The 20,540-nt window shown below is 73.3% G+C and carries 18 protein-coding genes and 2 pseudogenes; 17 read left to right on the forward strand and 3 right to left on the reverse strand.

Annotated elements, in window-relative coordinates; translation table 11 throughout:
* Positions 1 to 12: 12 nt before the first annotated feature.
* The 6 genes and pseudogenes from OHB04_RS36130 (at position 13) to OHB04_RS36155 (ending at position 5,130) form a co-directional block, all read left to right on the forward strand.
* Positions 13 to 1,401: an aldehyde dehydrogenase family protein gene (locus tag OHB04_RS36130; protein ID WP_326691855.1), complete on the forward strand. Its 1,389-nt coding sequence runs from the start codon at positions 13 to 15 to the stop codon at positions 1,399 to 1,401.
* Positions 1,398 to 2,213 (forward strand): 3-oxoacyl-ACP reductase, encoded by an 816-nt coding sequence (locus OHB04_RS36135; protein WP_326691856.1) that lies wholly within the window; start codon positions 1,398 to 1,400, stop codon positions 2,211 to 2,213. Before OHB04_RS36130 ends, OHB04_RS36135 begins: the two co-directional genes overlap by 4 nt.
* A 33-nt stretch (positions 2,214 to 2,246) precedes the next feature.
* A pseudogene (locus tag OHB04_RS36140) lies at positions 2,247 to 2,339 on the forward strand (IS5/IS1182 family transposase); the annotation flags it as partial.
* Between the two features lie 132 nt (positions 2,340 to 2,471).
* Complete coding sequence (locus tag OHB04_RS36145; protein ID WP_326693149.1) at positions 2,472 to 2,642, forward strand: hypothetical protein; 171 nt, start codon at positions 2,472 to 2,474, stop codon at positions 2,640 to 2,642.
* A 137-nt stretch (positions 2,643 to 2,779) separates the two neighbouring features.
* Entirely contained in the window at positions 2,780 to 4,132 is a 1,353-nt protein-coding gene (locus OHB04_RS36150) for a haloacid dehalogenase-like hydrolase (protein ID WP_326691857.1), read from the forward strand.
* Between the two features lie 56 nt (positions 4,133 to 4,188).
* Positions 4,189 to 5,130, forward strand: a complete 942-nt coding sequence (locus OHB04_RS36155) for a DUF2510 domain-containing protein (protein WP_326693077.1) — start codon at positions 4,189 to 4,191, stop codon at positions 5,128 to 5,130.
* Between the two features lie 91 nt (positions 5,131 to 5,221).
* On the opposite strand, the gene OHB04_RS36160 is transcribed toward OHB04_RS36155, so the two are convergent.
* Positions 5,222 to 6,436 (reverse strand): amino acid deaminase/aldolase, encoded by a 1,215-nt coding sequence (locus tag OHB04_RS36160; RefSeq protein WP_326691858.1) that lies wholly within the window; start codon positions 6,434 to 6,436, stop codon positions 5,222 to 5,224.
* Between the two features lie 776 nt (positions 6,437 to 7,212).
* Between OHB04_RS36160 and OHB04_RS36165 the strand changes: the two genes are divergently transcribed.
* On the forward strand, positions 7,213 to 8,319 hold the full coding sequence (locus OHB04_RS36165) for a hypothetical protein (RefSeq protein WP_326809111.1): 1,107 nt from the start codon (positions 7,213 to 7,215) through the stop codon (positions 8,317 to 8,319).
* Positions 8,316 to 9,599, forward strand: a complete 1,284-nt coding sequence (gene mycP / locus OHB04_RS36170) for a type VII secretion-associated serine protease mycosin (RefSeq protein WP_326691860.1) — start codon at positions 8,316 to 8,318, stop codon at positions 9,597 to 9,599. Before OHB04_RS36165 ends, mycP begins: the two co-directional genes overlap by 4 nt.
* A 91-nt stretch (positions 9,600 to 9,690) precedes the next feature.
* Here mycP and OHB04_RS36175 read toward each other — a convergent pair.
* A pseudogene (locus tag OHB04_RS36175) lies at positions 9,691 to 10,392 on the reverse strand (serine hydrolase); the annotation flags it as partial.
* Between the two features lie 228 nt (positions 10,393 to 10,620).
* Between OHB04_RS36175 and OHB04_RS36180 the strand changes: the two are divergent.
* On the forward strand, positions 10,621 to 11,364 hold the full coding sequence (locus OHB04_RS36180) for an SseB family protein (RefSeq protein ID WP_326809112.1): 744 nt from the start codon (positions 10,621 to 10,623) through the stop codon (positions 11,362 to 11,364).
* A gap of 106 nt (positions 11,365 to 11,470) precedes the next feature.
* Positions 11,471 to 12,235 carry an MIP family channel protein gene (locus tag OHB04_RS36185; RefSeq protein ID WP_326809113.1) on the forward strand — a complete coding sequence of 255 codons (765 nt, stop codon included), beginning with the start codon at positions 11,471 to 11,473 and terminating at the stop codon, positions 12,233 to 12,235.
* A 90-nt stretch (positions 12,236 to 12,325) separates the two neighbouring features.
* On the opposite strand, the gene OHB04_RS36190 is transcribed toward OHB04_RS36185, so the two are convergent.
* Positions 12,326 to 12,694 carry a DUF1844 domain-containing protein gene (locus OHB04_RS36190; protein WP_326691863.1) on the reverse strand — a complete coding sequence of 123 codons (369 nt, stop codon included), beginning with the start codon at positions 12,692 to 12,694 and terminating at the stop codon, positions 12,326 to 12,328.
* A gap of 347 nt (positions 12,695 to 13,041) precedes the next feature.
* Between OHB04_RS36190 and infC the strand changes: the two genes are divergently transcribed.
* From infC to pheT, 7 genes are all read left to right on the forward strand, one after another.
* Positions 13,042 to 13,683 (forward strand): translation initiation factor IF-3, encoded by a 642-nt coding sequence (gene infC / locus OHB04_RS36195; RefSeq protein WP_326693078.1) that lies wholly within the window; start codon positions 13,042 to 13,044, stop codon positions 13,681 to 13,683.
* A gap of 104 nt (positions 13,684 to 13,787) precedes the next feature.
* A complete protein-coding gene (gene rpmI / locus OHB04_RS36200) occupies positions 13,788 to 13,982 on the forward strand; it encodes a 50S ribosomal protein L35 (protein WP_326691864.1) in 195 nt (64 codons plus the stop codon).
* A gap of 93 nt (positions 13,983 to 14,075) precedes the next feature.
* A complete protein-coding gene (gene rplT / locus OHB04_RS36205; protein WP_099878845.1) occupies positions 14,076 to 14,459 on the forward strand; it encodes a 50S ribosomal protein L20 in 384 nt (127 codons plus the stop codon).
* A 115-nt stretch (positions 14,460 to 14,574) separates the two neighbouring features.
* On the forward strand, positions 14,575 to 15,378 hold the full coding sequence (locus OHB04_RS36210; RefSeq protein WP_326691865.1) for a TrmH family RNA methyltransferase: 804 nt from the start codon (positions 14,575 to 14,577) through the stop codon (positions 15,376 to 15,378).
* 78 nt (positions 15,379 to 15,456) lie between these two features.
* On the forward strand, positions 15,457 to 16,641 hold the full coding sequence (locus OHB04_RS36215) for a sensor histidine kinase (RefSeq protein ID WP_326691866.1): 1,185 nt from the start codon (positions 15,457 to 15,459) through the stop codon (positions 16,639 to 16,641).
* Between the two features lie 182 nt (positions 16,642 to 16,823).
* Positions 16,824 to 17,954, forward strand: coding sequence for a phenylalanine--tRNA ligase subunit alpha (gene pheS / locus OHB04_RS36220; protein ID WP_326809114.1), 1,131 nt, complete (start codon positions 16,824 to 16,826; stop codon positions 17,952 to 17,954).
* Complete coding sequence (gene pheT, locus OHB04_RS36225; protein ID WP_326809115.1) at positions 17,954 to 20,482, forward strand: phenylalanine--tRNA ligase subunit beta; 2,529 nt, start codon at positions 17,954 to 17,956, stop codon at positions 20,480 to 20,482. The genes pheS and pheT overlap by 1 nt, the downstream gene beginning before the upstream one ends.
* Positions 20,483 to 20,540 lie beyond the last annotated feature (58 nt).

Consider the following 20,540-nt stretch of genomic DNA (forward strand, 5'->3'; position numbering starts at 1 on the left):
GAGTTGCAGACCGTGCACCACCACGACGCGTACGAGCGCGAGCTCGACGTCATCAATCCGGCGACCGAGGAGCTGATCAGCAGCGTCCAGGCCGCCTCGCCCGCCGACGTGGACGCCGCCGTCGCCCGCGCCACCCGTGCGCAGGCGGAGTGGGCCGCGCTCGCGCCCGCCGACCGCGCCCGGTTGCTGCGCCGCTTCGCCGCGATGGTGGACATCACCCGCGAGGGCCTGGCCCGGATCGAGGTGAACGAGGCGGGCCACCCGATCGGCAACGCCCGCTGGGAGGCGGGCAACGTCCGCGACCTCCTGGAGTACGCGGCGGGTGGCGTCGAAAGACTGACAGGCAGTCAGATCCCGGTGGCGGGCGGCGTGAACCTCACGTTCGCCGAGCCGCTCGGCGTGGTCGCCGTCATCGCCCCCTGGAACTTCCCGATGCCGATCGCCGCCTGGGGCACGGCCCCGGCGCTCGCGGCCGGGAACGCGGTGCTGCTCAAACCCGCGGAGACGACGCCGCTCACCGCGATGCGGCTGGCCGAGCTGGCGCTGGAGGCAGGGCTGCCCGAAGGCCTCTTCCAGGTGCTGCCCGGCGAGGGGCCCGTCGCGGGGAACGCGCTGGTCGAGCACCCTGGCGTGGCCAAGGTCGTCTTCACCGGCTCCACCGCTGTCGGCAAGCGCGTCATGGCCCAGTGCGCGGCGCAGGTGAAGCCGGTGACCCTCGAACTCGGCGGCAAGAGCCCCAACATCGTCTTCGCCGACGCCGATCTGGAGCGGGCAGCCGCCTCGGCGCCCGGCTCCTTCCTCGACAACACCGGCCAGGACTGCTGCGCCCGCAGCCGCATCCTCGTCCAGCGCTCCGTCTACGACCGCTTCCTCGCGCTGCTGGAGCCGGCCGTCCAGGCCTTCACCGTCGGCGACCCCGCCGACGAGGGCACCGACATGGGGCCCCTCATCTCCGCCCGCCAGCGCGAGCGCGTCCGCTCCTACGTACCCGAGGACGCCTCCGCGCTCATCCGTGGCGAGGCCCCCGGCAGCCCCGGCTTCTGGTATCCGGCCACCGTGCTGGAGGCGGCGCCCGGAGAGCGGACGGCGCTGGAGGAGATCTTCGGCCCCGTCGCCGTCGTCCTCCCCTTCGAGGACGAGGAGGAGGCCGTACGGCTGGCCAACGACACCCCCTACGGCCTCTCCGGCTCCCTGTGGACCCGCGACGGGGCCCGTGCCCTGCGTGTCTCGCGGGCCGTCGCCGCCGGCAACCTGTCCGTCAACTCGCACAGCAGCGTGCGCTATTCGACGCCCTTCGGCGGCTACAAGCAATCGGGACTCGGCCGTGAGCTGGGCCCCGACGCGCTCGCCGCCTTCACCGAGACCAAGAACGTCTTCATCAGCACGGAGGAGAGCCAGTGAGCGACACCGGCGCCGGCACCGGCCACACCGACGCGACAGCTCCCGTCTGCCGCCGCCTCGTCGGCCGCACCGCCGTCATCACCGGAGCGGGCAGCGGCATCGGCCTCGCGACGGCGCGACGGCTGGCCTCCGAGGGCGCGCACGTGGTGTGCGCCGACGTGGACGCGGTGGGCGGCAGAGCCGCGGCGGAGGAGACCGACGGCCTCTTTGTCCAGTCCGACGTCACCGACCCCGACCAGGTACAGGCCCTCTTCCGCGCCGCCCACGACACCTACGGCTCCGTCGACATCGCGTTCAACAACGCGGGCATCTCGCCCCCCGACGACGACTCCATCCTGGAGACCGGGCTGGACGCCTGGCAGCGCGTCCAGCAGGTCAACCTCACCTCCGTCTACCTGTGCTGCAAGGCCGCGCTGCCCTACATGCGCGCGCAGGGACGCGGCTCCATCATCAACACCGCCTCCTTCGTCGCCGTCATGGGCGCCGCCACCTCCCAGATCAGCTACACCGCCTCCAAGGGAGGGGTGCTGGCGATGTCCCGCGAACTGGGGGTCCAGTTCGCCCGCGAGGGCATCCGGGTGAACGCGCTGTGCCCCGGCCCGGTGAACACGCCCCTCCTGAAGGAACTCTTCGCGAAGGACCCCGAGCGGGCCCAGCGGCGGCTGGTCCACGTGCCGGTGGGACGGTTCGCCGAGCCGCAGGAGATCGCGGCGGCGGTCGCGTTCCTCGCCAGCGACGACGCGTCGTTCGTGAACGCCGCTGAGTTCCTGGTGGACGGGGGCATCGCCGGTGCGTATGTGACGCCGCTGTGAGAGGTCCTCAAGCGCCGGACGGGCTACTGGCCAGTGCTGCAACGGCGCCTGGTCCGTGACTACGGGCACCGCCCGTCCTCGTCCGCCTCTCGCGTCCACTGGGCCATGACCCACGTCATGGCCCAGTGGACGCGCGAGCCGACCGGGAGCGGGTGCGTGCGGGGGAGCCGGTCGGCGCGCGGAACTGCTACGACGCCCTCGGCGGCACCGCCGGGATCGGCCGCTACCCGCTGGCCAGGGACGAGCCGGCAGCCGAGCATGCCAACTTCGGTCTCGCACACGGGGTGTGCGTGCCGCTCGCTCGCGGCGCGCGGTCTCGACCGCTCCGGCTTTCCGGAAGGAGCCACGGGCATCGCCTTCGCCCTTCACACCTACGCCACGGGGAACGCACCGACGACGTCGTGGGACAGCGCCCTGCTGGTGAACTGACGGCGCACCCGAACAGCGAGGGTCCGACTCTTCGGCGCGCCGCGAGGCGCTGGTCGTCCGGGGTCGGGGAGCACATCGGCGGTCGCATGGATGTAGCGTGCACACGGTCAACGTCGACAACCCAGGAGGGGCGCCACATGCGCAGCAGATCCGTCCTGACAGGCCTCACCATGGCCGCGGCCCTCGCCGCGACCCTCACCACAGCCCCCGCGCAGGCGACGGCCCCGGTACCAGCCGACGCGCACAAGAGCGGCGGCGGCGACCGCCCCCATTGCCCGCAGCTCTCCGAAGAGCTGCCCTGGCACGGCGCCAACCGTGCCAAACTCCAGCGCACCATCGACGAGCGCGGCACCTGCTCCCCGCACTGGCGAGGCGGCAAGCACCGCCCGGTCGCCGCGTTCGACTGGGACAACACGATCGTCAAGAACGACTCCACCGACGCCACCATCGCCTGGGCCCTCAAGCACGACAAGATCCTGCGCCCCAAGAGCTGGGCGGCCACCAGCAAGTGGCTCACCCCCGCGGCGGACCGCGCGCTCACCGAGGCGTGCGGCACCGACGTCCCCGTCGGCCGCCCGCTGCCCACCTCGCGCAACGCCGCGTGCGCCGACGAGATCCTCCAGGTGCGCGGCGAGGCCGAGACGATGGGCGGCGAGGAGGCGTTCGCGGGGGACTGGAACCACCGCCGCACCGTGCCCGAGTACGCCTGGGTACCGCAGCTGTTCGCCGGGCACACCGTCGCCGAGCTGCGCTCGTACGCGCGTGCGGCCCGCGACGAGGCGCTGGCCGCACCCATCGGCAGCGAGCAGAAGGTCGGCACCCACACCGTGCCCGCCTACGGCCGCTACTACGACCAGCAGAAGGACCTCGTCCGCACGTTGCAGAAGGCCGGGTTCGACGTCTACATCGTCTCCGCGGGCTCGGAGCCGGTGGCCGAGGAGTGGGCGACCGGCGTCGGCATCGACCGCGCGCACACCCTCGCCATCCGCAGTGTCCTCGAGCACGGCAGGATCACCACCGCGACGGAGGGCTGCGGCGACGTACCGGCGGGCCAGGGCGAGGCGATCCCGTACATCGACGGCAAGCGCTGCGTCATCAACCAGGAGATCTACGGCATCAAGGGCGCCGAAGCCTGGAAGAAGCAGGACCGGCGGCACCGCATCGCGATCGGCGGCGGCGACGCGGACACCGATGTGACCTTCGTCGGCGACGCGACGGGCACCCACCTCGTGCTCAACCGCAACAAGCCCGAGATCATGTGCCGTGGCTACGACGACGCCGACGGCCGCTGGGCCGTGAACCCGATGTTCATCGAGCCGCTGCCGCGCAAGGCCGACCCCTACCCGTGCGCCACGAAGGGCTTCACCCACCCCGACGGCAGCCTCGGCCCGGTCCACAGGAGCGACGGCACCGTCATCCCGGATCAGGACGACACGGCGTACGGCGAGGGCGGCGAGGTCGCCGGCAGCCGGGCGCACGGCGCCGTCTGACGCACCGGCCCCCCTGTGTGCCGCACAGGTGTTGGCCATAGGGTGCGTGCGTGAGCATGACGACGCCGCCCGGCTGGTACCCCGATCCGGGACAGACACCCCAACTCCCGCCCCAGGAACGCTGGTGGGACGGCACCACATGGACCGCGCACACCCGCCCCGGCACGGGCATACCCCCGGCGCCGCCGTCCCCTCCGGGCGGCGGCGCCGGGCGCGGTCCGCTCATCGCGGGCATCGTGGGCGCTGGGGTGCTCGTGGCGGCGCTCGCCGTCGCGGGCGTCCTGCTCCTGGGCGGCTCCGACGACGACTCGGACGGCGACGGCTCCGAGGCCGGATCGAAGCCTTCGGCCACCTCCTCGGAGAAGCCCGGCCAGGACGGCGGGGACGACGGCGGGAACACCCCGCCCGACGACGGCCCGTCCGAGGAGGATTCGACCTCGCCGGACACCGGCGAGGTCGTCGACAACCCCCGAGCCGGTGTCGGCATTCCGATCCTGGACAAGTGGGAACAGCCCCACTCCGACTCCGCCTTCGTCAGCAGCGAGTCCTCCTACACCTGCCCCAAGCCGCAGTCCCAGGACTGTGTGCGTGGCGGCGCCAGCGTCCTGCCGGTCTCCAGCGGCTGGGAGGGCGAGAAGGAGCTGAAGGGCGCGACCGAACTCCAGGTGGCCAAGAACGCCAAGGAGTCGTACGCGAAGAAGGCGTACGGCGGCATCGCCTCGCACAAGGTGACCGAGAAGGGCGCCGTCACCGTCATGGGCCAGCCCGGGTACCACGTCCGCTGGCGCATCGACAACAAGAAGGGCCCCGACGCCTACGTCGAGTCCGTCGTCTTCCGCTCCCCGCATCTGCCCGAGGAGATACTCACCCTCTGGAGCAGCGTCGACGTCGCGGACGACGCACCGCCACCGGCCGACCTGGACGGGCTGCGCAAGGGCCTGGTCAAGACGGAGCTCGACGGCGGGAGCGACTCCGACGACAACGGCGAGGCGGTCTGAGGCCCGTCCCCTGAGGCGGGGTCAGGCCACATGAGGCGGGGTCGGTCCCCGTGAGGCGGGGGCCGGATTCCGCGAGGCCCGGGTGCGGGCCTCACAGGAAGGTCATGCCCTCGCCCCGGTAGGTCGGCACGCTCGCGGTCACCCGTGCGCCCTCGACCAGGTGCAGGGTGTCGAACCGCTCGCACAGCTCGCCCGACTTGGCGTGCCGGAACCACACCTTGTCCCCGATCAGCAGGTCGTCGGCCGGCTGCCCCAGCAGGGGGGTCTGCACCTCGCCGGGTCCCTCCTGCGGGTCGTAGCGCAGCCCCGTGGGCAGATACGGCTGCGGCAGCCGGTCCTTGCCCGCGACGCCGGAGGCGGGGTAGCCGCCGCCCAGCACCGTCACCACGCCGACGCCCGGCCTGCGCACCACGGGCATCGCGAACAGCGCGGCGGGGCGGCCGGTGAAGGAGGTGTAGTTGTCGAACAGCCGCGGCACGTACAGGCCCGACCCGGCGGCGATCTCGGTGACCGCTTCCTCGGCGGCCGTGTGCTGCACGCTGCCGGTGCCGCCGCCGTTGACGAACTCCAGGTCCGGCGCCACCGCGCGCACCGCCCGCACGGCGGCCTCCCGCCGCCCCGCCAGCTCCCGCCGCGCCGCCGCCTGCATCAGCCGTACCCCGCGCGAGCGCAGCGGTGAACCCGGCACCGCGTCGCCCACGCCCGCCACATGGCCCTCGTACGCCATGACGCCCACCAGCCGGAAACCGGGGCGCCGCTGTACCGCGCGCGCCAGCTCGGCCAGGTCGGCGGGGGAGTGCAGCGGGGATCGGCGGGCCCCGACGCGTACCCGGCCGCCCAACAGCCACAGCGAGGTGTCCAGTTCGAGGCAGACCCGGATCTCCTCGCTGCCGCCGTCCCGCGCGGCGTCGATCAGCGTGAGCTGCGCGAGGTCGTCGACCATCACGGTCACCGCCTCGGCCAGCTTGGGATCGGCGGCCAGCTCCGCGTAGCCGGCGCGGTCCGCCGACGGGTAGGCCAGCAGCACGTCGCGCATGCCCGAGCGGGCCAGCCACAGCGACTCGGCCAGCGTGTAGCCCATCACCCCGCTGAAGCCGTCCTTGGCCAACGCCCGCTCCAACAGGGCGCGGCAGCGCACCGATTTGCTGGCCACGCGCAGCGTCTTCCCCGCGGCGCGGCGCACCAGATCGTCCGCGTTGGCGTCGAACGCCTCCAGATCGACCAGCGCGAGCGGCGCGTCCAGATGGGCGGTCGCGCGGTCGTACCGGGCGCGGTCTGCGGCGGGATCGGCAGTCGTATCGAACACCCTCGCAGCTTGCCAGAGCCCGGACCCGAGGCACAGCCCCCCGCCGCGCGACAGCCTCCGTCCGCGCACCTCGGGCGGGTTGCCGTCCTGCCCGGTGGGCACCGTAGAGTAACGCCACGCCGTGGCGGGATGGCACACGGCGCACTGTCCGATACGAACCCGTCAGCCCCGAAAGGGCATTCGTGTGAGGTGGCACCGCGCGGGAGGGGGTGCGCATGAGCACTGACGCCGATCGCACCCGCGTCCCGGAGCCTCCCGGCATCCCGCCCAGGCCCTCGGACGATCCCGCAGGCGTCCCGCCCGGGCCGCCGGACGAGCCCGCCGTCCCCCCGCAGCCCAGCGCCCCGCCCCGCCCCGCAGTCCCTCCGCGTCCCAGCGTCCCCCCGAGACCCGCAGCCCCGCCGCCCCCGGCCCGCCCCGACGAGGGCGAGGACGACGAGGATGGCGCGAAGGGTCCCGAGCCGGAAGCGGAGCCGACCCCGGAAGACGAATCCAGCGAACAGATGCCACATTCCCGGGAAAGGGAGGCGGACGAGGCCACGCGCGCCCAGGTCCCCGCTCCCCGCGACCGCTCGCGTCCCCTCCGCCCGCCGGCACCGGCCCCGCCGCCCCAGCCCGCCCCTCCCACGGGCGAGCCCCTCACAGCGCCGCGCCTTGCCGCACGCCCGAAGGACCTCCCCGCGCCGCCCGCCGTCCCACCGGACGCGCCGCGGGGACGGACCCCGGCCGGCGCCGCGGACCCGGATGCGACCGGCGCCCCGGAGACGGCAGGCCCGGTGACAGCGCCGAAACCCGCGCCCGGACGCGGTGAGGGTCCCGGCGCCCCCAACGGAGGCGCCCCGCTGGAGCCCGTACAGCAGACGCACCCCGCCGACTCCATACGGCCGCCCCACCATCCCGCGCCGCCCTCCGTACCGCCCCGCACCCCCGCGGCGGTCCCGGCGCCACCGCCGCCGTCGGTCACACCCGCCCCGCCCCCACGGCGGCCCGGCGACGCCGGACGCTCCCCGCTGGGTGCCCGCACGGTCGCTGCCGCCGCCTGCCTCGTCCTGGGGATCGGGCTGCTCGGCGGCGCGGGCGCCGGGGCCTGGCTGACGGGAGATTCCAGCGAACGCCCCGGCCTGGACAAGGGGTTCGACGGGGCCCGCGCCGCCTGGCACCAAGTGCCCGTCGACACGCTCTTCCCGCGCACCCTCAAGGGCAAGGGCGCGGGCCCCGGCGGCGCCGACCGGGACTGGACCCGGGTCGCCGTCGCCCCCGCCGGCGGCTGCTCCCACGCCTTCGACCCCATGCTGGTCAAGGCCCTCTCAGCCGTCGGCTGCTCACGACTGGTGCGCGCCACCTACGCCGACGAGACCACCAGCAGCGTCACCACCGTCGGCCTGCTGTTCACCAAGGCCGACCCCGAGGCAATGAGCGACCTGCGCAAGCGCTTCGCCACCGAGAACCTGACCGAGCGCACCGACCTGATGCCCCGCCCCTACGCCGGACGCGGCACCGTCGCCGCCGACTTCGGCGACGCCCAGCGCGCCAGCTGGACCGTCCACGTGCTGGAGGACGCGCCCGTCGTCGTCTACTCGGTCAGCGGCTTCGCGGACGGACGCGTCGTCAGCGACCCCCAGTCGGCGTCCGACGCGACCCGCAAGGGCGAGACCTCCGCGGCGGCGCAGGCGGGGCTCGGCCACGACGCGCAGGGCATCGCCGACCGCGTCGAGCGCGGCCTGCACAAGGAGACAGCGGGCGCGGGTCCCGAGTCGGGCGGCGACCCGGACTCGGGCGCCGACCGGGGCTCGGAGGGAAAGCCGGCACCGGAGAAGGACGGGAAGCAGGCACCGGAGAAGGACGGGAAAGCCGCACCGGAGGAGAAGGACGAGCGCCGATGAAACGCAGGCACACCGGCCGCTCGCCGGCCGTCCTGCTGGCCGCCCTGCTGGCTCTCGCCCCCGTCACGGCCGGCCCGGCACACGCCCAGGGCGAGGGCATCCAGGCGCAGGAGTGGGGTCTCAAGGCCCTCCGGGCGAAGGCCGCGTGGAAGACCACGAAGGGGCGGGGCGTCACCGTCGCCGTGCTCGACACCGGCGTCGACGCCGGCCACCCCGACCTCTCCAGGAACGTCGGCAAGGGCAAGGATCTCCTCGGCATGGGCGCCAAGAAGGGCGACCGCGCCTGGGCCCGGCACGGCACCGCCATGGCCGGGATCATCGCCGGCCACGGCCACGGCTCCCAAGGCAGGGACGGAGTGCTCGGCGTCGCCCCCGAGGCCCGGATCCTGCCCGTACGCGTCCTGCTGGAGGACTCGGACCCGCAGCGCAAGAAGGCCCGTGACGCCCGTGGCACCGCGCTCGCCGACGGCATCCGCTGGGCGGCCGACCACGACGCCGATGTCATCAACCTCTCGCTCGGGGACGACAGCGACTCCGCCCACCCCGACCCCCGCGAGGACGCCGCCGTCCGCTACGCCCTGCGCAAGGGCTCCGTCGTGGTCGCCTCGGCGGGCAACGGCGGCGAGGACGGCGACCATGTCTCCTACCCCGCCGCCTATCCGGGGGTGATCGCGGTCGCCGCCGTCGACCGCTACGACGCGCGCGCCGCCTTCTCCACCCGCCGCTGGTACGCCACGGTCGCGGCGCCCGGCAAGGACATCCTCATCGCCGACCCCGACCGCACCTACTACGAGGGCTGGGGCACCAGCGCGGCGGCGGCCTTCGTCTCCGGCGCCGTCGCCCTCGTCCGGGCGGCACACCCCGACCTGAGCCCCGCCCAGCTCAAGGAACTGCTCTCCGACACCGCCAGGAACACCCCCGAGGGCGGGCGCAGCGACGCGCTGGGCACCGGAGTGGTGGACCCCTCGGCCGCCATCGAGATGGGCACCCACATCAAGGCACGCAAGCAGCGGCCCAGCACCGGTGAGTACTCCCGGAGCCACTTCGGGGCCGGGCCCGGCGACGGCGACGGCAGCCCCGGATGGTTCGCCGTGGCCGCCGCCGTCCTCGGAGCACTGCTGATCGGTGCGGCGCTCGCCGTCTGGCGGGGCTTCACCCCCCGGTTTCCGCCCGCGCTGCGGAACCTCGCCCTGCCGGGCCGGGAGCGGGGCCGGGAGCCGGACAGGGGCCGGGTGCCGCCGGGCGGGGGCCCAGGTCCCGGCCCGCCTGGCGGCTACTGAGCGCGAGCGCGGTGACGGCGGCGCGCGCCGCCTCCTCCACCCGCGCGGTGCCGCGCTCCCGGGTGGTGTGCCCGTCCGAGAGCACGGCGAGCAGCCAGGAGCGCCCGCCCGCCGTCACCCGCCCCACGCTGTTGAGCACCCACAGCCCCGTCGCCGTACGCGGCAGCCAGCCGTTCTTCAGCTCGGCCGGCGCCCCGGGGTCCCCGGCCGCGGTGACGCCCCAGCGCTGCGTGCCGACGACGCGCCCCATCAGAGCCCGGATCCGCTCCCGGGCGCCGTACGCGAGCTCGCCGGGCGCGTCCTCGCCGCGGCCGAAGACGGCGTCCAGCAGCGCGAGCTGGTCGGCGGCCGTCGTACGGCTCAGTCCCCAGCGGCCCGAGGGATCCGGCTCGGTACGGGAGAGGCCGAGGCGGCGGTTGGCCCGCGCGAGGCCCTCGGCGCCGCCGGCCGCGCGCCACAGCGCGTTCGCCGCTTCGTTGTCGCTGCGTTCGATCATCGCCGCCGCCCACGCGCTCTCTTGAGCGGACAGCTCCCACGGAGCCGCCTCCCGGGCGCTCAACTCCCGTGCGCCGCCCGGGATCCCGTCCTGCCGCCCGAGCAGCAGCGCGGCGAGGATGTTCACCTTCATGACGCTCGCCGCGACGAACTGCCCGTCCCCGCTGACCGCCACTCCCGGTGCTCCTCCCTCCCGCACCGCCACCGCCAGCCGCCCTTCGCAGCGGCCCCGCACCGGCGCGAGGGCCGCCTCCAGCACCGCGCTCGATCCCCTGTCCCGCCCGTCCGTCGTATCCATCCCCCGACGTTAGGCCGTGCCCCCAAGGGGCGCGGTGCTGTGTCATATGTGCGGCTCCGCCGCGTGGGCCCCGCCCAGCCCACAAGGCACCCGCACCCTGCGAAGCACAGGCAGGAGCAGCCCCCGCACAGCACCAGGAAAGTCCCTGCACAGCACCAGGAAGAGGGCAGCAGAAAGAACTGCCCACCGCCTCCGGTGGGCGGGACGCCCACCGGATACGCTCGCTGCGTGGCGCTCAAGAACATTCCCGCATCGGCCTTCTCCAGCGACGACGGCACCGCCGACCCAGCTCTCGCCGAGGCGCTCGCCGCCTGGCAGGCCGGTCCCGGATCCGAGACCGAGGCAGGCGTCCTCCAGGCGCTTCCGGGTGCCCGGCTCCTCGTCCCCGTCGTCGCCGTCCTGACGGAGGCGGAGACCGGCGAGGACGGACTGCGCCGCGACAAGACCAGCGACATGGCTGTCCCCACCCTCAACGCACCCGGCGGACGCCGCGCCCTGCCCGCCTTCACCTCCACCGAGGCCCTCGCCCGCTGGCGCCCCGAGGCCCGCCCCGTGGCCGTCCCCCTCCACCAGGCGCTCCAGGCCGCCGTGCACGAGAAGGCCGACACCGTCCTCCTGGATGTGGCAGGCCCGGTGCCCTTCGAGCTGACCGGCCCCGCCCTCTACGCACTGGCCGAGGGCCGCGCTCCCGCGCGCCCCGCCGACGACCCGGCGGTGGCCGAGGCCCTGCGCGCCGTGCTCGCGGCGGAGCCCGAGATCACCGGCGCCCATCTGACGCCCGGCGGCGACTCCTCCGACGGCACGCTCGCGCTCGCCCTCGCGCCCGGAGCCGAGGTCTCCGTCGTCGCCCAGCGGCTGGCGGGGGCGCTAGCCGCCGACGAGGCGCTGCGCTCGCGCCTGGTGCGCGGGATCGACCTGGCTCTGCTCCCGCCCGGCAGCGCCCTGCCGGAAAGGGCCCTCTACCGGCGCTGACCCCGTCCCGAAGTGCGGCCCGGCGCGGCGCGTCGGACACTCAGGAGGAGCGCCCGGGGACAGACCGATCCCCGGCAGCCTCCTACGACCCCCACGGGAGGTCGACATGCAGGTCAAGTCGCTCCAGGCGGGCCCGGCGCAGCTCAGGGCCCTGGAAGACAAGCCCCAGCCGCTGGCCGCGGAGTTCCTGGGCACGCTGCTGCTGGTCTTCTTCGGAGTCGGCGCCGCGGTGCTGGCGGCCGAGTACATCGGCACGCTCGGCATCGCGCTCACGTTCGGCTTCGTGCTGCTCGCACTGGCGTACGCCGTCGGGCCGATCTCCGGCTCCCATGCGAATCCGGCGGTGACGCTCGGCATGTTCTTGGCCGGGCGCATAGATCTGGAGATGGCGGTCAAGTACTGGATCGCGCAGATCGTCGGCGGTATCGCGGGCGCCGCGCTGCTGTTCCTGATCGCCAAGCAGGTGCCGGGCCTCCAGACGAGCGAGACGTTCGGCAGCAACGGCTTCGGCGACCGCTCGGCGGTCCACATCAACACCGGCGGTGCCTTCGTCGCCGAGCTGATCTTGACGTTCCTGTTCGTCTACGTCGTGCTGGCGGTGACCCACAAGGTCGCGGTGGTCGGCTTCGACGGGCTGCCCATCGGCATCGCCCTCGCCACCGTCCACCTGGTCGGCATCCCGCTGACCGGCACCGGGGTGAACCCGGCGCGGAGCATCGCCCCCGCGATCTTCGCGGGCGGCGCGGCGCTCACCCAGCTGTGGCTGTTCATCGTGGCCCCACTGGTCGGCGCGGCCGTGGCGGCGTACGTCCACATGATCACGCACCCGCAGCCGAACAGAAGGCCCAGGACCGAACCGGATGTGGGCTGACGGATGCGCCCTCTCGCGATGTGTACGCGTGCGGTGCGCGCCCGAGCGTTGCGTACCCTCGCGGCGCGCGGCCCTCAAGCGCGGGGGACCTCAGCCGTGTACCGGCCCGGTGTACTTCTCGCCGGGGCCCTGGCCCGGCTCGTCCGGGACGGTGGACGCCTCGCGGAAGGCGAGCTGGAGCGACTTGAGGCCGTCACGCAGCGGGGCCGCGTGGTAGGAGCCGATCTCGGTCGCGCTCGCCGTGACCAGCCCCGCGAGGGCGTGGATCAGCTTCCGCGCCTCGTCCAGGTCCCGGTGCTGCTCGCCCTCCTCGGCCAGACCGAGGTTCACGGCGGCGGAGCTCATCAGGTGCACCGCTACGGTGGTGATCACCTCGACCGCCGGCACATCCGCGATGTCGCGGGTCATGCTGTCGAAGTCGGGGGTCTGGCCGGAGAGCCCGGCTGCGGCGTCGCTCATGCGGGCCACCTTATGCCCAGGCCCACCCGCACGGGCGTGCGGGCTTCGGGGGCTTCTTCCCCGTCGTCCCTGGTATGCTGGGAGCACGACCGGCTGAAGACTGTCCTGAGTGACGGACCTCAGCCCGCAAGTGGAGGCTCCGATCTCCCACCTGGCGGCTCTCCTGGCCGCGGGTCAACGGTCAGGCTGCGCCCCGCGGTGAATCGCGGCGGTGCTCCCGGTCTGTGAGGAGCCCCGCCTGTGTCCCGTCCGGGGCGTTTTGTGCGTCCAGGTGCGGTGGTCACACTTATTCAGAATCATGCGCGGCCGTCCGCCAGACTGCCGCGCGGTGTACCCGAGGAGGCCCCATCAGCGCCGAGCCCCGCATCAACGACCGGATTCGCGTCCCCGAGGTGCGACTCGTTGGTCCCAGCGGCGAGCAGGTCGGCATTGTGCCGCTTGCCAAGGCCCTGGAGCTTGCGCAGGAGTATGACCTCGACCTCGTCGAGGTGGCGGCACAGGCCCGCCCGCCCGTGTGCAAGCTCATGGACTACGGAAAGTTCAAGTACGAGTCGGCCATGAAGGCCCGTGAGGCGCGCAAGAACCAGGCGCACACGGTCATCAAGGAGATGAAGCTCCGGCCGAAGATCGACCCGCACGACTACGACACCAAAAAGGGTCACGTCGTCCGGTTCCTCAAGCAGGGTGACAAGGTCAAGATCACGATCATGTTCCGCGGTCGTGAGCAGTCCCGCCCCGAGCTGGGCTTCCGGCTGCTCCAGCGGCTCGCGGACGATGTGGCCGACCTGGGCTTCGTGGAGTCCAACCCGAAGCAGGACGGCCGGAACATGATCATGGTTCTCGGTCCGCACAAGAAGAAGACCGAGGCCATGGCCGAGGCCCGCGAGGCGCAGGCCGCCCGCAAGGCGGAGCGTCAGCAGGACTCCGCTCCCGTCGAGGAGCCCGCTGTTGAGGAGCCCGCCGAGGAGCAGGAGCATGCCGAGGCGTGAGCCCCTCCCGGGGCACCTGCCCCGGTAACCCCACACGAACCAGATGGCGCTGCCGCATGCCCGCGCGCAGGCGGTCGCGCCACCGACGAGGAGAGAACGGCGACATGCCGAAGAACAAGACGCACAGTGGCACCCGCAAGCGCATCAAGATCACCGGCTCGGGCAAGGTGATGCGCCAGCGCGCCGGTCGCCGCCACTACCTCGAGCACAAGTCGTCCACGCTGACGCGTCGCCTCGCTGGTAAGACCGAAGCGGCCCCGGCCGACGCCAAGAAGCTCAAGAAGCTTCTCGGCAAGTAAGCACCCCCTCTCGACCGGGACCCAATCGTTTCGGGCCGGACGGGCCGGTTCACGTGCCGGCCATCCCAGCCCCGCCCAACAAGGAGTTATCAAGTGGCACGCGTCAAGCGGGCAGTCAACGCTCAGAAGAAGCGCCGGGCGATCCTGGAGCAGGCCAGCGGCTACCGGGGCCAGCGCTCGCGCCTGTACCGCAAGGCGAAGGAGCAGGTCACCCACTCCTACGTCTACAACTACAACGACCGCAAGCGCCGCAAGGGCGACTTCCGTCAGCTGTGGATCCAGCGGATCAACGCCGCGGCCCGCGCCAACGGCATCACCTACAACCGCTTCATCCAGGGTCTGAAGGCCGCCTCCATCGAGGTCGACCGCAAGATGCTGGCCGAGCTGGCTGTGAACGACGCCGCCGCCTTCACCGCGCTGGTCGAGGTCGCGCAGAAGGCTCTGCCGAGCGACGTCAACGCGCCCAAGGCTGCGTGAGCAGCCGTTTCGCGTACGTCTTGGCTGATGTACCCGGTGATTTCGCCGGACCCTCGCCGCCGTGGTTCTCTCCGCGGCGGCGAGAATTTTTGACCGAAAGCGAGCGACCACCTTCATGCCCCCCGAGCTGACCTCACTGCGCTCCCCCCGCGTCACCGCCGCGCGCAAGCTCGGGAAGCGGAGCTTCCGGGGTAAGGAGCGGCGCTTTGTCGCCGAGGGGCCGCAGGCGGTACGTGAGGCGATGGAGCACCTGGTCGAGGTGTATGTGACGCCCGAGGCGGCCGGGCGGCACGCGGACATCCTGGACGCGGCCCGCGCCGCGCGCGTGCCCGTGCTCACCGCCTCCGACGAGGTGATCGCCGAGATGTCCGACACGGTCACCCCGCAGGGCATCGTCGCGCTGTGCGGCTTTGTCGACCGGCCCTTCGCCGAGATCCTTCAGGCCCGTCCCCGGCTGGTCGCCGTGCTCGCGCACGTGCGCGACCCGGGCAACGCCGGGACCGTGCTGCGCTGCGCCGACGCGGCGGGTGCCGACGCCGTCGTGCTGACCGACGCCTCGGTGGACATCTACAACCCCAAGGCCGTCCGCGCCTCGGCCGGCTCGCTCTTCCATCTGCCCGTAGCCGTCGGGGTGTCCGTGGAGGACGCGGCGCGCGGGCTGTCGGGCGCGGGGGTGCGGGTGCTGGCCGCCGACGGCGCGGGGGAGCGGGACCTCGACGACGAGCTGGACGACGGCACCATGGCACGGCCCACCGCCTGGGTGTTCGGCAACGAGGCGTGGGGGCTGCCGGAGGAGACCCGCGCACTCGCGGACGCGGTGGTGCGCGTCCCTCTGCACGGGCGCGCCGAGAGCCTCAATCTCGCGACCGCTGCCGCCGTGTGCCTCTACGCCTCCGCCCGCGCCCAGCGCGCCCGTTGAGGGTGACGTCCGGTCACACCGAGCTAGTAGGGTGTCGGCCCGGACGCCGGTGGTGACGGCGCAGCAGGAGGGGCGGGGATGGACGTGAGGGCTTCGGACGGCCGTACGCGCGAGGCCGCGCCCGGTGACGCCGGCCCCGCCCTCGGCGTCCCGGCCCCCGGTCCCGGCGCGGATGATCGCACCGGCGTGCGGGACGGCGCTCCCGACGTGGGCGTGCACCCCGACGACCTGCCCGACGGGCTGGTCGTCGCCGACAGCACCGGCAGCGTCGTCTGCTTCAACTCCGCCGCGGCCCGCATCACCGGATACGCACCCCACGAAGCGCTCGGCCGGCCCTTGCACACCGCGCTGCCCCTCGAAGACCTCGACGGGCGCCGCTGGTGGCAGATCACCGACCCCTACGGCGGCCTCGCCATCCGCAACGGCCAGCCCGAGCGCAATCTGCTGCTGCCCGGAGGCCGCGAGGTGCTGGTCTCCGCCCGCTATGTGCGCGCGCGGCCCCGGGGACCGGTGCGGCGGGTCGTGGTCACGCTGCGCGGCACCGAGGCGCGGCGGCGCACCGAGCGCAGCCATGCCGAGCTGATCGCGACCGTCGCCCACGAGCTGCGCTCGCCGCTCACCTCCGTCAAGGGCTTCACCGCGACGCTGCTGGCCAAGTGGGAGCGCTTCACCGACGACCAGAAGCGGCTGATGCTGGAGACCGTCGACGCCGACGCGAACCGCGTCACCCGGCTCATCGCCGAGCTGCTCGACATCTCCCGTATCGACTCCGGGCGGCTGGAGGTGCGCCGCCAGCCGGTCGACATCGCGGCGGCCGTAGGCCGGCACATCGACGCGCACATCGCCGCCGGGCAGTCCGGCGACCGCTTCAAGGTCCGTACCGCCGAGGGCCTGCCCGACCTGTGGGCCGACCCCGACAAGATCGACCAAGTGCTCGGCAACCTGCTGGAAAACGCCGTGCGGCACGGCGAGGGAACTGTCACGATCGACATCCAGCCCTCGTCCTCGCCCCGCGAGCCGGAAGGCACCGGCACGGCGGTCACCGTCAGCGACGAGGGGCCCGGCATCCCGGAGGAGTCCATGAGCCGCGTGTTCACCCGCTTCTGGCGCGGCAGCAGGCGCGGCGGCACGGGGCTGGGGCTCTACATCGTCAAGGGCATTGTCGAGGCGCACGGCGGGACCATCGCCGTCGGCCGCTCCGCCGTCGGCGGGGCCGAGTTCCGATTTATTCTGCCCGTGGGCGCCCCGGCCTTCATGGCCTGACCACGCGGCGCACACGGGCTCCTCCACACAGCGAACCTCCGCAAGGCCCCGGTGGCCTCCGCGTTCAGGAGTCCACGCACCCCCCTTTAGACTCGACCCTTGGCACGCAGGTCATGGAGCGGGGCGCAGCCAGGGGGCACCTCCCAGCGACAGCTGGGGGACAATCGGAAGCACGGGAAGAGATGTCGGCACCGAACAACTCGTACGACCCTGTCGAGGTCGAGGCACTGAAACCGGAAGAGATCGACCGGGCGAGGGAAGCGGCGGTCGCCGCGATCGCCGCGGCCGGCGACCTCGAAGCGCTGCGTGAGGTGAAGGCGGCCCACGCGGGCGACCGGTCACCCCTCGCCCTCGCCAACCGCGAGATCGGCGCACTGCCCCCGCACGCCAAGGCCGAGGCCGGCAAGCGCGTCGGGCAGGCACGCGGCGCGGTGAACAAGGCCCTCAAGAGCAGGCAGGAGGAGCTGGAGCGGGAGCGGGACGAGCGGGTGCTGGTCGAGGAGGCCGTGGATGTCACGCTGCCCTACGACCGCGCGCCCGCCGGCGCCCGCCACCCCATCACGACCCTGTCCGAGCGCATCGAGGACATCTTCGTCGCCATGGGGTACGAGGTCGCCGAGGGGCCCGAGGTCGAGGCGGAGTGGTTCAACTTCGACGCGCTCAACCTCGACCCCGACCACCCGGCCCGCACCATGCAGGACACCTTCTTCGTGCGGGGTCCCGACCAGGCCCGTAGCGACGAGGACAGCGGCGTCGTGCTGCGTACGCACACCTCGCCCGTGCAGATCCGCTCCCTGCTGGAGCGCGAGCTGCCGGTCTACGTCATCTGCCCGGGGCGGGTCTACCGCACCGACGAGCTGGACGCGACCCACACCCCCGTCTTCACGCAGGTCGAGCTGCTCGCCATCGACGAGGGCCTGACCATGGCGGACCTGAAGGGCACCCTCGACCACATGGTCACGGCGCTGTTCGGGGAGGGCCTGAGTACGCGGCTGCGGCCCTCGTACTTCCCCTTCACCGAGCCCTCCGCCGAGATGGACATGGTGTGCTTCGTGTGCCGGGGCGCGTCCGTCGGCGACCCGGACAACCCCTGCCGCACCTGCGGCAGCGAGGGCTGGATCGAGCTGGGCGGCTGCGGCATGGTCAACCCGCGGGTGCTGACCGCCTGCGGCGTCGACCCGGAGAAGTACAGCGGATTCGCCTTCGGGTTCGGCATCGAGCGGATGCTGATGTTCCGCCACAACGTCGAGGACATGCGAGACATGGTCGAGGGCGATGTGCGTTTCGCCCAGCCGTTCGGGATGGAGATCTGATGCGGGCCCCGCTTTCGTGGCTCCGGGAGTACGTCGACCTGCCGGCCTCGGAGACCGGCCGCGATGTCGCGGCCAGGCTGATCTCGGCCGGTCTTGAGGTCGAGACGGTCGAGCAGACCGGTGCCGGGCTCAAGGGCCCGCTGGTGGTGGGGCAGGTCCTCGCCATCGAAGAACTGAAGGACTTCAAGAAGCCCATCCGCTACTGCCAGTTGGACGTCGGTACGGCGGGCACCCGCCCCGGTGAGCCGCAGAACGTCATCTGCGGTGCGACCAACTTCGCCGTCGGCGACAAGGTCGTCGTCGTGCTGCCCGGCGCCGTTCTGCCGGGTGGCTTCGAGGTCGGCACCCGCAAGACCTACGGCCATGTCTCCGAGGGCATGATCTGCTCCGAGCGTGAGCTGGGCATGGGCGAGGACCACGACGGGATCATGGTTCTGCCGCCCGAGCACGAGGTCGGCACCGACGCGATCGAGCTGCTGGAGCTGGTCGACGACGTCCTCGACATCGCCGTCACGCCCGATCGCGGCTACTGCCTGTCGATGCGCGGCCTCGCCCGCGAGACGGCCACCGCCTACGGGCTGCCCCTGCGCGACCCGGCGCTGCTGGACGTGCCCACGCCCAACTCGGACGGCTACCTCGTCAAGGTCGCCGACCCGCTGGGCTGCGACCGGTTCACGGCCCGGACGGTCACCGGGCTGCGGCCCGAGGGGGCCTCGCCGATCTGGCTCAGGCGCAGGCTCCAGAAGGCCGGGATGCGTCCGGTCTCGCTGCCCGTCGACATCACCAACTACGTGATGCTGGAGCTGGGCCAGCCCCTGCACGCCTACGACAGGTCACGCGTCGAAGGCGCCATCGGGGTGCGCCGGGCGGAGAGCGGTGAGAAGCTCACCACGCTCGACGGCGTCAAGCGCGTCCTGGACTCCGGAGACCTGGTCATCACCGACAACCGCGGCCCCATCGGCCTCGCGGGTGTCATGGGCGGCGCCAACACCGAGATCGCCGACTCCGCCACCGACCCGGGGACCGGCCAGGCGCGGGGGACGACGGACGTGGTGATCGAGGCCGCGCACTTCGACGCGGTCTCCGTCGCCCGCACCGCGCGCCGCCACAAGCTCTCCTCCGAGGCGTCGCGCCGCTTCGAGCGCGGCGTCGACCCCGAGGCGGCCTCCGCCGCCGCGCAGCGCGCCGTCGACCTGCTGGTCCTCCTCGCGGGCGGTACGGCTCAGGCGGGTGTCACCGAGATCAAGACGCCCTCGGGCCCGCGCACCATCCGCGTCCCCGCCGACCACCCGGACAAGGTCGCCGGTGTCGCCTACGGCCGCGAGACCGTCGTACGCCGCCTCCAGCAGGTCGGGTGCGACGTCTACGGCCAGGACGAGCTGACGGTCACCGTCCCCTCGTGGCGGCCCGACCTGACCGACCCGAACGACCTGGCGGAGGAGGTCGTCCGGCTGGAGGGCTACGAGAACCTGCCCTCCACGCTGCCCAGGCCGCTGCCCGGGCGCGGACTGACCGAGCGGCAGCGCCTCCACCGCCGTATCGGCCGGGTCCTGGCGGGCACTGGCTACACCGAGGCGCCCTCCTACCCGTTCGTCGGCGCCGCGGTCTTCGACGCGCTCGGCCTGGACGCGGGCGACACCCGCCGCCGCACCGTCCAGCTCGTCAACCCGCTCTCGGACGAGGAGCCGGGCCTGCGCACCACGTTGCTGCCCGGCCTGCTCGCCGCCCTGCGCCGCAACGACGGACGGGGCAGCCACGACCTGGCGCTGTTCGAGACCGGGCTGGTGTTCCTGCCCAGCGGCACGGAGACCGTGCCCGAGCGGCTGCCGGTGACCAGCAGGCCCACCGAGGAGCAGCTCGCCTCGCTGGACGCGGCGCTGCCCGAACAGCCCCGGCACGCCGCCGTCGTCCTGGCGGGCGCACGCGAGCGCGCCGGCTGGTGGGGCAAGGGCCGCCCGGCCGAGTGGGCGGACGCCGTCGAGGCCGCCCGCACGGTGGCGGCCGAGGCGGGCGCCGAACTCACGGTGGAGAACGCCCGGTTCGCACCCTGGCACCCGGGCAGGTGTGCCGCGCTCCATGTCGTCCTGGACGGTGAGCGGGTCCTGGTGGGGCACGCCGGAGAGCTGCACCCGCGCGTGCTGAAGGCCCTCGGCCTGCCCGAGCGCAGCTGCGCCATGGAGCTGGACCTCGACCTGGTCGAGCGCGCCGGAGCCGGGCCCGTCCGCGCGCCGCGCGTATCCACCTTCCCGGTGGCCACCCAGGACGTGGCGCTCGTGGTGGACGCCGCCGTTCCGGCGGCCGACGTGGAGAGCGCGCTGCGTGCCGGAGCCGGTGAACTGCTGGAGTCCCTGCGGCTGTTCGATGTCTTCACCGGTGAACAGCTCGGCGCGGGAAGGAAGTCGCTCGCCTACGCGCTGCGCTTCCGCGCCCCCGACCGCACGCTGAAGGCCGAGGAGGCGTCGGCGGCGCGGGACGCGGCGGTGGCCGCGGCCGTCGAGCGCACCGGCGCCGCGCTGCGGGGCGCCTGAGCCCGGCAGACCGACGCCGCACACGCGCGCGAGGGGCACCCGTCACACACGGGCGCCC

Source organism: Streptomyces sp. NBC_01775, assembly GCF_035917675.1.
Lineage (GTDB): Bacteria > Actinomycetota > Actinomycetes > Streptomycetales > Streptomycetaceae > Streptomyces.

What these genes read in the sequence shown, in the direction of transcription:
- OHB04_RS36145 (WP_326693149.1), top strand. Translation starts at nt 2,472, where the DNA reads ATGCCAACTTCGGTCTCGCACACGGGGTGTGCGTGCCGCTCGCTCGCG.
- OHB04_RS36150 (WP_326691857.1), top strand. Translation starts at nt 2,780, where the DNA reads ATGCGCAGCAGATCCGTCCTGACAGGCCTCACCATGGCCGCGGCCCTC.
- OHB04_RS36155 (WP_326693077.1), top strand. Translation starts at nt 4,189, where the DNA reads ATGACGACGCCGCCCGGCTGGTACCCCGATCCGGGACAGACACCCCAA.
- mycP (WP_326691860.1), top strand. Translation starts at nt 8,316, where the DNA reads ATGAAACGCAGGCACACCGGCCGCTCGCCGGCCGTCCTGCTGGCCGCC.
- OHB04_RS36185 (WP_326809113.1), top strand. Translation starts at nt 11,471, where the DNA reads ATGCAGGTCAAGTCGCTCCAGGCGGGCCCGGCGCAGCTCAGGGCCCTG.
- OHB04_RS36190 (WP_326691863.1), bottom strand. Translation starts at nt 12,694, where the DNA reads ATGAGCGACGCCGCAGCCGGGCTCTCCGGCCAGACCCCCGACTTCGAC.
- rpmI (WP_326691864.1), top strand. Translation starts at nt 13,788, where the DNA reads ATGCCGAAGAACAAGACGCACAGTGGCACCCGCAAGCGCATCAAGATC.
- OHB04_RS36210 (WP_326691865.1), top strand. Translation starts at nt 14,575, where the DNA reads ATGCCCCCCGAGCTGACCTCACTGCGCTCCCCCCGCGTCACCGCCGCG.
- OHB04_RS36215 (WP_326691866.1), top strand. Translation starts at nt 15,457, where the DNA reads ATGGACGTGAGGGCTTCGGACGGCCGTACGCGCGAGGCCGCGCCCGGT.
- pheS (WP_326809114.1), top strand. Translation starts at nt 16,824, where the DNA reads ATGTCGGCACCGAACAACTCGTACGACCCTGTCGAGGTCGAGGCACTG.
- pheT (WP_326809115.1), top strand. Translation starts at nt 17,954, where the DNA reads ATGCGGGCCCCGCTTTCGTGGCTCCGGGAGTACGTCGACCTGCCGGCC.